Origin of the sequence: Nocardioides silvaticus, from assembly GCF_003160695.1 — a bacterium.
Lineage (GTDB): Bacteria > Actinomycetota > Actinomycetes > Propionibacteriales > Nocardioidaceae > Nocardioides > Nocardioides silvaticus.
Genome location: NZ_QGDD01000001.1, coordinates 505789 through 518967 on the forward strand (window position 1 = coordinate 505789; position 13179 = coordinate 518967).

Genomic DNA, 13179 nt, shown 5'->3' on the forward strand with positions numbered 1-13179 from the left:
GAAGTCACTCGCTTTCGTTGCCGAGGTCACCGCGGAACCATGCTGCCGCATGGCGCGCGCGTTCGAGCACGTCGTCCAGGTCGTCGCCGTACGCGTTGACGTGGCCGACCTTGCGTCCCGGACGCAGCTCCTTGCCGTAGAGGTGCACCCGCAGCCGCGGGTCGCGGGCGAGCGCGTGGGGATAGCCGTCGTAGAGGTGGCCGACGTCGGGGCGCGGCGAGCCGAGGATGTTGACCATCACCGTCCACTGCTCGCGGGGCGCGGGCGAGCCGAGCGGCAGGTCGAGCACCGCGCGCAGGTGGTTCTCGAACTGCGAGGTGACGGCGCCGTCCTGCGACCAGTGGCCGGTGTTGTGCGGGCGCATCGCGAGCTCGTTGATGAGGATCCCGCCGTCCGGGGCCTCGAACAGCTCGACGGCGAGGATGCCGGTGACGCCGAGCTCGCCGGCGATCCGCAGCGCGAGCTGCTGCGCCTCGGCCGCGCGGGTGGGGTCGAGGTCGGGCGCCGGTGCGACGACCTCGTGACAGATGCCGTCGAGCTGGGTGGTGGCGACGACTGGGTACGCCGCCGCCTGGCCGCTCGGCGAGCGGGCCACCAGTGCGGACAGCTCCCGCCGGAAGTCGACCAGCTCCTCGGCCAGCAGCCGGACGCCGGAGCGCTCCGCCGCGGCGAGCGGCTCGGCGATGTCGTCGGACGTGCGGACCACCCACACGCCCTTGCCGTCGTAGCCGCCGCGGCTGACCTTGAGCACGCACGGCAGGCCGAACTCCTCGACCTCGGCGGCTGTGGCGACCACGGCCCAGCGCGGCTGCGGTGCGCCGAGGCGCGCCATCGCCTCCCTCATCACGATCTTGTCCTGGGCGTGCACCAACGCCTCGGGCCCGGGCCGGCAGGCGATGCCGGCGTCCTCGAGGGCGTGCAGGTGCTCGGTCGGCACGTGCTCGTGGTCGAACGTGACGACGGCGCAGCCGTCGGTCACCTGCTCCAACGTCGGCAGGTCGCGGTAGTCGCCGACCAGCTGGTCGGGGATCACCTGGGCCGCGGAGACGCCGTCGGCCTCGGCCAGTAGGCGGAGCGGTACGCCGAGGGCGATCGCCGGCTGCGCCATCATCCGGGCCAGCTGGCCGCCCCCGATGACGGCGATGCGAGGAGCGGGATCGGGCACGCCCGCACCCTACCGAGCGCGCTCGGGGCTAGGCCTTGACGGGCACCTCGGCGGGCGGTCCGGCCAGCGCGCCGGTCTCGAACCGCAGCCCCTGGCCGCGGACGGTGGTGATCAGCGTGGGGTGGCGGGTGTCGTCACCGAGCTTGCGGCGCACCCAGCCGAGGTGGACGTCGATGGTCTTGGAAGAGGTCCAGAACGTGGCGTTCCAGACCTCTCGCATCAGCTCGTCCCGGGTGACCACCGAGCCCGCTCTGGAGATGAGCGCGTGGACGAGATCGAACTCTTTGCGGGACAGCCGAACCTCCCGGTCCCCACGCCACGCACGGCGGCTCGCCGGGTCGAGCCGCACGTCCTGCACCTCGAACACACGCACAACGTAGGAATGAGCGCACCCTCGTCGTGGGGGATCCCGTTAAATTTTGCAATTGGTCGAGACTTTTCATTATCGGATGAGAGAACCAGACGGTTCCTGGCCTCAGATCCGGCGGACCGTCAGCGGCTCCATCACGCCGAACCCGCGCATCGGTCGCGCTGGTAGCGGGCGGGTCTCGAACTGGTCGGCCGGGAGCCGCCCGGCGGTGTCGTGGTCGACGATGATCCGGTTGCGACGGGCCACCTGCGTGAGCCGGGCGGCGAGGTTGACGGGCGGGCCGTAGACGTCGCCCAGCCGCAGCACCACCGACCCGGTCGCGAGCCCCAGCCTGACGTCCGGCATCCGTTTGTCGCGGCCGACGACCTTGATGATCCCCTCGGCGGTGGCGAACGCGCGGAGGGCGTCCTCGTTCACGAACAGCACGGCGTCGCCCATGCTCTTGACCAGCCGGCCACCGTTGACCGCGATCACGTCGCCACACCGCGCCTCGAACACCTCGACCAGGTCGCCGATCTTCTCCCGGGTCAGCTCGTTGGAGAGCGCCGTGAAGCTCACGATGTCGGCGAACCCGACCGTCAGGTCGGTGGTGTGCGGGTCGGCGGCGATCGCGCGCATCGACTCCAGCCGGGCGACGGCGGCCGCGAGGTGGCGACGCCAGGCGTAGAGCAGCACCACCTCGAACCGGTCGCCGTACCGCTCCAGCGCCCAGGCGGTCGCCTCGGTCGGTGTGCTCGGCGGGGCACCGTTGTCGGCGTACTGGTCCTCGATCGGCTGGATCAGCGCGCCCATCTCCCAGTCCGCGAGCCGGGCCATGCTGAGGCCGGCACCGCGGACGACGTTGAGCGCGCGGTCGAAGTCGACGAGCCCGTCCCGCATCACGTCGGCGATGGCGGTCAGGCCGATCACGTCCTCCTCGGAGTAGGCCTTCTCGTCACCGCGCTCGGGGAAGCCGAGGGTGCGCCACAGCCGGCGGGCCTGCTCGAGCGGCATCCCGACCCGGTCGGCCACCTCGGCCGCGGTCAGGGTCGGCTCGAGGTCGAGCTGGGGTGGCGCGAAGCGACCGCCGGGATCCCCGTCAGACACCTTCGTCGGCGCCGCGCCGGTGGGCGTTGCCGCCGTGGATCGCGTGCAGGAGCTCGTTGATCTGGCGCTGGGTGGCCTCGACGTGCGGGATGTCGTTGAGGCGCACCTCGCCGAACGTCGACGCGTCGGCGATCACGAGCGTGCCGCAGTTGAAGGGCCGGTCGATCAGGTTGACCTCCATCTGGACGTCGCTGATCCGGGCCAGCGGGATGTCGTGACCCTTGCGGGTGATGATGCCGCGGCGCGTGATCAGCCGGCGGTCGGTGATGCCGTGGACGGTCGTGAGCCAGACGAAGAACGGCCGCACGGTGTACCAGAGGATGCCGAGGGCGCAGAGCACCCACACGGCACGGGAGGCCCACGTCGCGCCGTCGCCGTCGCCGAGCAGCACCTGCACCGCCACGCCGATGGCGAGGAAGACCACCAGCGCCAGGATCGGGAGGAACAGCGCCTTGGGGTGCTGGCGTGTGGAGATGTACAGCTTCTCGCCAGGGTTCAGCAGCTTCTCTGAGATGGCCACGCGAGGATCATCCCACCAGGTCGGTCATTCCGGAACGACGTGCACCACGTCGCCCGCACCGACCTTCTCGACTCCGCCAGCGGTCTCCACGACCAGCCGCCCGTCGAGGTCCACGTCGACGGCCCGCCCCGAGAGGGAGGTGCCGCCGGGCAGGTCGACCCGCACGTCCTGGCCGACCGTCGCGCAGTGGGCGACGTACGACGACGCGAGCCGCGCCGCCGCCTCGGACCCGCCGGCCTGCCACGCGTCGTACCCCTCGCGCACCGCGGCCACGACGCCCAGCAGCACGCCCTCGCGGGTCGGGGTGCGGTCGTCGTGCGCCAGCGCAAGCGAGGTCGCCGTCGGCACGGGGAGCTCCTCGGCGTCGGTCGTCACGTTGATGCCGACACCGACCACTGCAGCCGGTCCGGCGTCGGTCTCGATCCGCTCCACGAGGATGCCGGCCACCTTCTGACCGTCGATGAGCACGTCGTTGGGCCACTTCACCTTGGCGTCGTAGCCGAACGAGGTGAGCGCCTTGGCGACCGTGTGGCCGGTGAGCAGCGGCAGCCAGGGCCACGCCGCGGCCGGCACGGTCGGCCGGAGCAGGAGCGAGAACGTGACGGCCGCACCCGGGGGCGTCTCCCAGGTGCGGTCGAGCCGGCCGCGGCCGGCGGTCTGGTGGTCGGCCACCACGAGCAGGCCGTCCGGTGCGCCCTCGCGCGCGCGGTCGGCAGCGACCTGGTTGGTCGACGCGCTCTCCGGGAGCAGCTCCAGGGTCAGGTCGGGTGTGAGCCCGATCTCATCGGCGAGCACGTGGGCGTCGAGGGGTGGGCGCTGGTCCGAGTGTCCCGTCACGGCCACTACCCTTCCCTACAACTCCAAGGAGGGAAACATCGTGAGTGCCGAAGCGACCGAGGACCCCGGCAACCCGGTGGTCGAGCCTGTCGAGACCCCCGACATCCACACCACCGCCGGCAAGCTGGCGGACCTCGAGAAGAGGCTCGACGAGGCGGTCCACGCGGCCGGCGAGAAGGCGGTCGAGAAGCAGCACGCGAAGGGTCGCCAGACCGCCCGCGAGCGGATCGAGATGCTCTTCGACGAGGGGTCCTTCGTCGAGCTCGACGAGCTGGCCCGGCACCGCTCGACCGCGTTCGGCCTGGAGAAGTCGCGGCCCTACGGCGACGGCGTCATCACCGGCTACGGCACCATCGACGGCCGCCAGGTCTGCGTGTTCAGCCAGGACTTCACGATCTTCGGCGGCTCCCTCGGCGAGGTCTACGGCGAGAAGATCTGCAAGGTCATGGACCTGGCGATCAAGATCGGGTGCCCGATCATCGGCATCAACGAGGGTGCGGGCGCCCGCATCCAGGAGGGCGTCGTCTCGCTCGGCCTCTACGGCGAGATCTTCCGCCGCAACGTGCACGCCTCCGGCGTCATCCCGCAGATCAGCCTGATCATGGGCAACTGCGCCGGCGGCCACGTCTACTCCCCCGCCGTCACCGACTTCACGATCATGGTCGACCAGACCTCGGCGATGTTCATCACCGGTCCCGACGTCATCAAGACCGTGACCGGCGAGGACGTCACGATGGAGGAGCTCGGCGGCGCCCGGGCCCACAACACCAAGTCGGGCAACGCCCACTACATGGGCACCGACGAGGAGGACGCGATCGAGTACGTCAAGGCGCTCATCGGCTTCCTCCCCCAGAACAACATGGACGAGGCGCCGTCGTACGACGAGGTCGCGGACCTCGCGTTCACCGACGAGGACCTGGCGCTCGACACGCTGATCCCGGACTCCCCGAACCAGCCCTACGACATGCACGACGTCATCGCGACGGTGCTCGACACGGATGACGACGGGGTGGGCGAGTTCCTCGAGGTGCAGCCGCTCTTCGCGCCGAACATGATCGTCGGCTTCGGCAGGGTCGAGGGGCAGTCGGTCGGCGTCGTCGCCAACCAGCCGATGCAGTTCGCGGGCACGCTCGACATCGACGCCTCGGAGAAGGCCGCCCGCTTCGTGCGGTTCTGCGACGCCTTCAACATCCCCGTGCTGACCTTCGTCGACGTGCCTGGCTTCCTGCCGGGTGTCGACCAAGAGCACCTCGGCATCATCCGCCGCGGCGCGAAGCTGATCTACGCCTACGCCGAGGCGACCGTGCCGCTGGTCACGATCATCACCCGCAAGGCCTACGGCGGCGCCTACGACGTCATGGGCTCCAAGCACCTCGGCGCCGACATCAACCTGTCCTGGCCCACCGGCCAGATCGCGGTGATGGGCGCCCAGGGCGCCGCCAACATCGTGCACCGCAAGACCCTCGCGGCCGTCGAGGCCGAGGGCGGCGACGTCGAGGCCAAGCGCGCCGAGCTCATCGACGAGTACGAGACCACCCTCGCCAATCCCTACATCGCCGCCGAGCGCGGCTACGTCGACGCCGTCATCCAGCCGCACGAGACGCGGGTCGAGATCGTCCGCGCGCTGCGACTGCTGAAGACGAAGCGGGAGACCCTTCCGCCCAAGAAGCACGGGAACATCCCGCTCTGATGGCCGAGGAGATCACCCCCGACCAGCCGGAGCAGCAGCCCCTGCTCAAGGTCATCACCCCCGACGCCACTCCTGAGGAGGTCGCGGCGATCGTGGCCGTCTTCGCAGCGATGGGTGGCGGTGAGGCGGCTCCCGAGAAGCCCCGCTCGGAGTGGGCCGCCCCCGCCCGCCGGATGCGCCAGCCGCTCCAGCACCACCGGGGTGCCTGGCAGGCCAGCGCCCGCGGCGGACGCTAGACAGCGGGACGTCATCCGCCTCGCACCTTCCGAGGTGCGAGGCGGATGACGTCCGCGGCTGCGCGGGGCGATCAGGCGAAGAACACCCGCAGATCCGAGACGACGTCCTCGGGGACCTCCATCGCGGCGAAGTGGCCGCCGCGGGGGAACTCCGACCAGTGCTGGATGTTGGCGTTGTCGCGCTCGGCCAGCGACCGGATGGTCTGGAAGTCGTCCTTGAAGACCGCGACGCCGATCCGGCCCTGGCTGACGACCGGCTCGGCGCCCGAGCGCTGCTCCTCGAAGTGGTAGCGGGCGGCCGAGCCGTAGGTGTTGGTCAGCCAGTAGAACGTCGCCTGGGCGAGGACCTGCTCGGGCCGGACCAGGCTGGTGCCGTTGCCGAAGTTCTCGAACAGCTCGCTGTAGGCGAGGACGGCGACCGGCGAGTCGGCCAGACCGGCGGCGACCGTCTGCGGACGGGTGCCGTTCATCGAGTTGTAGCCGCCGACCGACTGGAACCACTGCATGTGCTCGAGGGCGGCGTACTCCTTGGGCCCGAAGCCCTCGAACTCGCTCGGGTCGCCGGACGGGAACGAGAAGAGGTGCAGCACGTGGGCCCCGAGGAAGCCTTCGGGCTGCAGGACCGCGAGCTCGCGGCCGATCATCGCGCCGCCGTCGGAGCCGTGGATCCCGTAGGAGGCGTAGCCGAGGCGGCGCATGAGCACGTCGTAGGCCTCGGCGACCCGCTTCATCGTCCAGCCGGTCTCGACGACCGGGGTGGACCAGCCGAAGCCCGGCATCGAGGGCACCACCACGTGGAACGCGTCCTCCGCCTTGCCACCGTGGGCCTCGGGGTCGACCAGCGGGCCGATCACGTCGAGGAAGTCGAGGATCGAGCCCGGGTAGGTGTGGGCGAGGATCAGCGGGGTGGCGTCCTCGTGCTTCGACCGGACGTGCAGGAAGTGGATCCGCTGGCCGTCGATGTCGGTGACGAAGCCCGGGAACGCGTTGACCCGCTCCTCCACCGCGCGCCAGTCGAAGGACTGCCACCGCTCGACCATGTCGCGGAGGTAGGACTCGGGGGTGCCGTAGTCCCACGAGTCGCCCGGGACGGCCGGCGCGAACCGGGTGCGGGCGAGGCGGGCCTGCAGGTCGTCGAGCTCGGCCTGGGAGACGTGGATGGCGAAGGGGGTGATCTGCTCGGACATGGGGTGTGCCTTTCGTCGTGGCCTTTCTTGGTGAGGCCCACGTTAGGAACGATCTAGGAACAGTTCATTCCTGATAAAACAACCTCATGAAACCTACGTCCGGACGCGTCCTCGAGTTGCTCGGGCTCCTGCAGGCGCGGGTCGACTGGAGCGGACCCGAGCTCGCCGCGCGACTCGGCGTGACCGACCGCACCGTGCGCAACGACGTCGCACGGCTCCGCGAGCTCGGCTATCCCGTGCACGGCACGCCGGGCCGCGCCGGTCACTACCGGCTCGGCGCCGGCGCCAAGCTGCCGCCGCTGCTGCTCGACGACGAGGAGGCGGTCGCGGTGGCGGTCGGCCTGCGCACGGTCACCGGGGTGGCGGGGTTCGAGGAGAGCGGCGGTCGGGCGCTCACCAAGCTCGAGCACGTGCTCCCCGACCGGCTGCGCCGCCAGCTGGCCGCGCTGCGCGACGCGACGAGCGCCGGGCCGGTCAACACCGACTCCAACGTCGAGGACCCCGAGGTCGACCCCGCCGTCCTCACCGAGATCGCCGCGGCGATCCGCGACCACCGCGGGCTGCGGGCGTTCTACGCGGTCCCCGGCTCGGCCGAGGAGGACCGCGTCGAGATCGAGCCCTACCGGATGGTGGCCTGGCAGCGTCGGTGGTACGTCGTCGGCCGGGACCCGGCCGCGGACGACTGGTCGCCGTACCGGGTCGACTGGCTCACCCTCCGCACCCCGGGCGGTCGGAGCTTCCGGCCGGTCGATCCCCCCAGCGACCTGACCGAGCTCGTCGTCCGCGAGGTGGCGCGCACCGGTTGGGCGGTCCACGCCCGGCTCGTCATCGACGCACCCGCCGAGGAGGTGCTCGCGCGGATCAACCCTGCTGTCGGCACCGTCGAGCCGCTCCCCGGAGGCCGCAGCGTGCTCGTCACCGGCGGCGACAGCCTCGAGGTGGTCGCCGTGTGGATCGGGATGCTCGGCATCGACTTCACGGTCGAGTCCCCCGAAGCCCTGGTCGACCACCTCCGGGTGCTGGCCGACCGCTACGCCGGCGCGGTCGCAGGATCCGACCGCGGTCGGATGCCCTGACCCTTGCGGCCGGGCAGGATCGGGTCATGAACCGTCTGATCGCCTTCGGCGCCGCGTCGTACGCCGGCCTCGGCCTGGCCTCCTTCCTCAAGCCCGCCGTCGTGCCCGCCGTCATCGGCGGCACGGCGCCGAACGCCGACTCGCGCACCGAGATCCGCGCGGTGTACGGCGGCCTGCCGCTCGCGTGGGCCGCCAGCCTGGTGGCTGCGCCGTCGTCCGCGACGGCCGTCGGCATCGCGACCGCCGGCATGGCCGCGGGCCGGGCCGCGTCCGCAGTGTTCGAGGGACCGCCGAGCCCGAAGATGGCGGGCTTCATCCTCCTCGAGTCCGCGATCGCTGCCGCACTGCTGGTGGGCGCCCGGCAGGCGCGGACCTAGCCGCCGCGAATCTCCGGTGCGCGCTGTCCGCGCGCCGACATAGGGTCACCGCATGACGCGACCCGTGGATGCTCGGACCGACCAGTACGTCGAGGACGTCGTCGCCCTCGACCCCATCACCGCCACGTTCGCCGGCATCGCCGGTCACGACGACCGGCTCCCCGACCTCTCCCCCGCGGGCTTCGACGCGCGCGACGAGCTGCAGCGCCGCGCGCTGGCGGAGGTCGCCGCGATCGAGCCGGTCGACGAGCGGGAGCGGGTCGCCAAGGAGGCGTTCGTCGAGCGCACCGGCCTCGAGGTGGAGAAGATCGACGCGGGCTTCGACCGCTCGGCGTTCTCGGTGATCAGCAGCGGCATCCACGCCGTGCGCGAGGTCTTCGACCTGATGGCGACCGAGACCGACGAGGACTGGCAGACCGTCGGCGACCGGCTGGCCGCCGTCCCAACGGCGCTCGCCGGCTACCGGGAGACGCTCGAGGCCGAGGCCGCCGCGGGCCGGGTGTCCGCGCGCCGGCAGTACGTCGAGGTGGCCAGCCAGATCCGCGGCTGGACCGGGCAGGAGGGCGCGTCCGGCGACTACTTCGGCAACCTGGTCGCCGAGGCGCCCGAAGGGCTGCGCGACCGGCTGGCTTCGGTGGCGGCAGCGGCGTCGGCGTCGTACGCCGACTTCGGGCGGTTCGTCGAGACCGACCTGGCGCCGCAGGGACGTGATGCCGACGGCGTCGGCCGCGACCGCTACGCGCTGGAGTCGCGCTACTTCCTGGGCGCGGAGGTCGACCTCGAGGAGACCTACCGGTGGGGCTGGGAGGAGCTGAAGCGCATCGAGGACGACATGACCGCGACCGCGCAACGGATCGTGTCCGGCGGCTCGATCGACGACGCGGTCAAGGCGCTCGACCTCGACCCGGCCCGCGACTGCGGCAGCCGCGAGGGCTTCGAGGCCTGGATGCAGGAGAAGGCCGACACGATCCTCGCCAGCTTCGACGGCGTGCACTTCGACATCGCCGAGCCGATCCGCACCATCGCCTGCAAGGTGGCACCGATCAACGACGGCGGCGCCTGGTACACGCCGCCCTCGGAGGACTTCTCCCGCCCGGGCACGATGTGGTTCTCGTTCACCGACGACCACGAGATCTTCTCGAAGTGGCGGGAGACCACGACCGTCTTCCACGAGGGCGTGCCCGGCCACCACCTCCAGTGCGCCCAGGTCGTCCACCGCGCCGACCTGCTCAACCGCTGGCAGCGGTTGCTGTGCTGGGTCAGCGGTCACGGCGAGGGCTGGGCGCTCTACTCCGAGCGGCTGATGGACGAGCTCGGCTACTTCGACGACCCGGGCGACCGGCTCGGCTTCCTCGACATGCAGGGGTTCCGGGCGGCGCGGGTGATCGTCGACATCGGCGTCCACCTCGGCCTGACCATCCCGGCGGACAACCCGTTCGGCTGGCGGCCCGGCGAGGTCTGGGACGGGGAGAAGGTCTTCGAGTTCATGCGGGCGCACTCCCGGATGGAGGACGGCCAGCTCGGCTTCGAGGTCAACCGCTACCTCGGGTGGCCGGGCCAGGCGCCGTCGTACAAGGTCGGCGAGCGGATCTGGCTCCAGGCGCGCGACGAGGTGCGGGCCCGCAAGGGCGCGGCCTTCGACCTCAAGGAGTTCCACACCGCCGCGCTCGACCTCGGCTCGATCGGGCTCGACCCGCTGAAGGCTGCGCTCGGTCGTCTGTGACGGGCGCGTGACCACGCTCGACCGCGAGCAGGCGCGCCGGATCGCGGTCCGGGCGCAGCTGCTCGACGCCTACCGCCCGGAGTCGCTGGTCGCGACGGTCGACCACCTCACGCTGCTCCAGGTCGACCCGACCGCGGCGATCGCACCGAACGTCGACCTGGTCGCGTGGTCACGGCTCGGCAGCACCTACGACCACTCCGACCTGCGGTTCGCGGTCGAGGAGGAACGCTCGCTGGTCGAGCACTCCTCGTTCATCCGGCCGATGGACGACATCGGCCTGGTGCTCGCGACGGCGCCGGACCGCATGCACCCGAGCGGGTACGCGTGGATCGAGGCCAACGCCCGCTTCCGCGACGACGTCATCGGGCTGCTGGCCGCCGAGGGACCGCTCACGGCGGCGGAGATCCCCGACACCGCGCAGGTGCCGTGGCAGTCCTCGGGCTGGACCAACGACAAGAACGTCGACCGGATGCTGGAGCTGCTCTGCCGCACCGGTGAGGTGGCGATCAGCGGCCGGCGCGGAAAGCTCCGCACCTGGGACGTCCCCCATCGGGTCTACCCGGCCGACCTCGAGGTGCCGTCGTACGACGAGGCGCGGGCGCTCCTCGATGCGCGGCGGCTCACCTCGCTCGGGATCGCCCGCACCACCTCGAAGGTGATGGGCGAGGAGATCGGCGCTGCCGGGCTCGGGGAGCCGGTCGAGATCGACGGCGTGGCCGGCGACTGGCGGGCCGATCCGGACGCCCTCGCCGCGGCCGAGGAGCCGTTCGAGCCGCGGACCGCCCTGCTGTCGCCGTACGACCGGCTGGTCTACGACCGCGACCGCGCGCTGGCGCTCTTCGACTTCGAGTACGTGCTGGAGATGTACAAGCCTGCCGCCAAGCGGCGGTGGGGCTACTTCGCGCTGCCGATCCTCCACGGCGACCGGCTGGTCGGGAAGCTGGACGCGAAGGCCGACCGCAAGCACGGCGTGCTCCGGGTCTTCGCCGTGCACGAGGACTTCCCGTGGGACCCCGAGATCGGTGACGCCGTCGACGCGGAGATCGACGCTCTCGCCGCCTGGCTCGGGATGGAGGTCGTACGGAGCTGACGTGCTCGCCTCAGCGGCCGGCGATCTCCTCCCACGTCGCGCCGCCGTCGGTCGAGCGGAACAGCCGGTCCTCGACGGCGATCAGCACGGTCGGTCCGCCACGGGTGTCCGCGACGTCGACCAGCACCGAACGGTCGGCGTCGGTCGCCTCCGGCGCGGAGGACGGGACCAGCTCCAGGCTGCCGTCGTCCCACCGGTAGACACCGGACTCGCGCGGTGCGCTCTCGCCCCAGAGGTCGCCGAGGAAGTGGATCTCCCCGTCGACGGCCCAGGCTCCGGAGATGGTCGCCCGCTCGCCGTCGTACGACGTCTCGGTGAAGCCGCCGCCCTCGGCGGGCATCGTCAGCACGGAGTCCAGCGGCGCGACGCCGCCGCTTCGGTTGAGGGCGATCACGTGCGGGGTGCCGGCGGCGGTCGGGACGACCACCTCGGTCGACATCGCTTCCCGGTCGAAGCCGGCCGACTGCCAGCTCGCGCCCCCGTCGTCCGACCACTGGTAGGTCACCTCCTCCGTGCCGGACCCGTCGATGACGGTGGTGACCGCCGTCAAACGTCCCCCGTAGAAGTCGATCTCCCACGCCATGTCCGGAGCGTCGACCGGGTGCGCGCGGGCTGTCGCCGGGTCGACGGCGATCAGACCGCTGCTCATCGCCAGCGGGATCTCGCCCTCGGTGACGGGAGCCTCCGGCCCCGCCACCACGACCCGGGTCCAGGAGCCGTCCGGGCCGGCCACCCAGGCCTTCGACATCGTCTGGTCGCGGACGAGGAAGGCGTCGCCGGCGGAGACGACCTCGCCGGGAATCGGCAGCTTCTGGAGGTGGCGGGTGGCGTAGCCGTCGCCGCTGATCGCCAGTCCCGACTGGTCGCGGCCGGTCACCTGCCAGAGCACGGCGGTCGCGGCGTTCCCGGTCACCGCGGCGTCGACGACGAGGGCGCCCGGGTCGTCGACGAGCTGGTCCAGCTCGCTCGCGTCGGTGGCTTCGGTCGGTTCCTCGTCGGTCGGCGTCGGGGTGGGGGTCGGGACCGACGGCGCGGGCTGCGGGATGTTGCCGCCGCCGGGGTCGACGAGCTGGACGCCACCGATGATCGCCACGACGGCTGTCGCGGCGATGCCGGCGACCGCGCCGTTGCGGATCCTGCGACGGCGCTGCCCGCGGGCGAGCACGTCGTCGAAGCTGGGCACGTGAGCCGCCTCGGCGGCCCGCTGGGTGATGTCATGCATGGGATCCTCCGAACACTTCGGCGGCGTCGGTCCCGAGAGCGATGGCGAGGGCGGCCCGGCCCCGGTTGAGGCGGGCCTTGACAGTGCCGAGCGGCACGCCGAGCGTGGCGGCGACCTCGGCGATCGGCAGGTCGGCGAGGTAGTGGAGCGCGAGGGTCTCGCGCTGGTGGTCGGGCAGCGTGCGGAGTGCGGTGACGAGCGCCATCCGGTCCTCACTGAGGTCCGGCTGCCGGCCCTCGCCCTGAGCGGGTGTCTTGCCGAGCAGGCGTTCGCCGAGGGCTCGCCGGCGATGGCGGGAGCGGGCGACGTTGACCGCGACCGTCCGCAGCCAGGCCTCGGGGTTGTCGAGGCGCTCGAACGCCCGGCGCCGGCTCACCGCCCGGGCGAACGCCTCGGCCACGGCGTCCTCGGCCTCCGCGAGGTCGCCGCAGACGCCGTACAGCTGGCCGACGAGGCGTCGGTACGACGCGTCGAAGCAGCGCTGGATCGCATCCGCAGGTTCCGCGTGCATCGCACCTCCTCCTTCGTGGCCCGTCGTGGTCGTCTCGTGGGTTCGACCCACGAGCCCCCGCGAAGGTTGCCGCGATCGCCGCATAGTCT

At 71.7% G+C, this 13179-nt stretch carries 14 protein-coding genes; 6 read left to right on the forward strand and 8 right to left on the reverse strand.

The features are described from left to right. Positions 1 to 4: 4 nt before the first annotated feature. The 5 genes from DJ010_RS02295 to DJ010_RS02315 form a co-directional block, all read right to left on the reverse strand. Complete coding sequence (locus DJ010_RS02295; RefSeq protein WP_109691992.1) at positions 5 to 1165, reverse strand: 5-(carboxyamino)imidazole ribonucleotide synthase; 1161 nt, start codon at positions 1163 to 1165, stop codon at positions 5 to 7. A 28-nt stretch (positions 1166 to 1193) separates the two neighbouring features. Continuing rightward, positions 1194 to 1532, reverse strand: a complete 339-nt coding sequence (locus DJ010_RS02300) for a winged helix-turn-helix domain-containing protein (RefSeq protein WP_109691993.1) — start codon at positions 1530 to 1532, stop codon at positions 1194 to 1196. A 108-nt stretch (positions 1533 to 1640) separates the two neighbouring features. Continuing rightward, a complete protein-coding gene (locus tag DJ010_RS02305; RefSeq protein WP_245927144.1) occupies positions 1641 to 2621 on the reverse strand; it encodes an adenylate/guanylate cyclase domain-containing protein in 981 nt (326 codons plus the stop codon). Then, on the reverse strand, positions 2614 to 3141 hold the full coding sequence (locus DJ010_RS02310) for a PH domain-containing protein (protein WP_109691994.1): 528 nt from the start codon (positions 3139 to 3141) through the stop codon (positions 2614 to 2616). The genes DJ010_RS02305 and DJ010_RS02310 overlap by 8 nt, the downstream gene beginning before the upstream one ends. 24 nt (positions 3142 to 3165) lie before the next feature. Then, on the reverse strand, positions 3166 to 3978 hold the full coding sequence (locus DJ010_RS02315) for a biotin--[acetyl-CoA-carboxylase] ligase (protein ID WP_245927145.1): 813 nt from the start codon (positions 3976 to 3978) through the stop codon (positions 3166 to 3168). Between the two features lie 76 nt (positions 3979 to 4054). Between DJ010_RS02315 and DJ010_RS02320 the strand changes: the two genes are divergently transcribed. Together DJ010_RS02320 and DJ010_RS02325 are read left to right on the forward strand one after the other, a co-directional pair. Further along, entirely contained in the window at positions 4055 to 5668 is a 1614-nt protein-coding gene (locus tag DJ010_RS02320; protein ID WP_109692482.1) for an acyl-CoA carboxylase subunit beta, read from the forward strand. Then, entirely contained in the window at positions 5668 to 5904 is a 237-nt protein-coding gene (locus tag DJ010_RS02325) for an acyl-CoA carboxylase epsilon subunit (protein ID WP_109691995.1), read from the forward strand. The genes DJ010_RS02320 and DJ010_RS02325 overlap by 1 nt, the downstream gene beginning before the upstream one ends. A 71-nt stretch (positions 5905 to 5975) precedes the next feature. On the opposite strand, the gene DJ010_RS02330 is transcribed toward DJ010_RS02325, so the two are convergent. Continuing rightward, the gene (locus tag DJ010_RS02330; RefSeq protein ID WP_109691996.1) at positions 5976 to 7091 is read right to left on the reverse strand and encodes an epoxide hydrolase family protein; all 1116 of its coding nucleotides are present in this window, start codon (positions 7089 to 7091) and stop codon (positions 5976 to 5978) included. A gap of 86 nt (positions 7092 to 7177) precedes the next feature. On the opposite strand from DJ010_RS02330, the gene DJ010_RS02335 reads away from it, so the two are divergent. The 4 genes from DJ010_RS02335 to DJ010_RS02350 are packed head-to-tail and all read left to right on the forward strand — an operon-like array spanning position 7178 to position 11357. After that, positions 7178 to 8167: a helix-turn-helix transcriptional regulator gene (locus DJ010_RS02335; protein ID WP_109691997.1), complete on the forward strand. Its 990-nt coding sequence runs from the start codon at positions 7178 to 7180 to the stop codon at positions 8165 to 8167. A 26-nt stretch (positions 8168 to 8193) separates the two neighbouring features. Next, entirely contained in the window at positions 8194 to 8544 is a 351-nt protein-coding gene (locus DJ010_RS02340; protein ID WP_109691998.1) for a DUF4345 family protein, read from the forward strand. 52 nt (positions 8545 to 8596) lie between these two features. Continuing rightward, complete coding sequence (locus DJ010_RS02345; RefSeq protein ID WP_109691999.1) at positions 8597 to 10267, forward strand: DUF885 domain-containing protein; 1671 nt, start codon at positions 8597 to 8599, stop codon at positions 10265 to 10267. Positions 10268 to 10274: 7 nt separating this feature from the next. Then, positions 10275 to 11357 (forward strand): DNA glycosylase AlkZ-like family protein, encoded by a 1083-nt coding sequence (locus tag DJ010_RS02350; protein ID WP_109692000.1) that lies wholly within the window; start codon positions 10275 to 10277, stop codon positions 11355 to 11357. Between the two features lie 10 nt (positions 11358 to 11367). Here the strand turns inward: DJ010_RS02350 and DJ010_RS02355 are convergent, their stop codons facing one another. Together DJ010_RS02355 and DJ010_RS02360 are read right to left on the reverse strand one after the other, a co-directional pair. Next, positions 11368 to 12579 carry a hypothetical protein gene (locus DJ010_RS02355; RefSeq protein ID WP_109692001.1) on the reverse strand — a complete coding sequence of 404 codons (1212 nt, stop codon included), beginning with the start codon at positions 12577 to 12579 and terminating at the stop codon, positions 11368 to 11370. Beyond that, positions 12572 to 13090 carry a sigma-70 family RNA polymerase sigma factor gene (locus DJ010_RS02360; protein WP_109692002.1) on the reverse strand — a complete coding sequence of 173 codons (519 nt, stop codon included), beginning with the start codon at positions 13088 to 13090 and terminating at the stop codon, positions 12572 to 12574. Before DJ010_RS02360 ends, DJ010_RS02355 begins: the two co-directional genes overlap by 8 nt. Positions 13091 to 13179 lie beyond the last annotated feature (89 nt).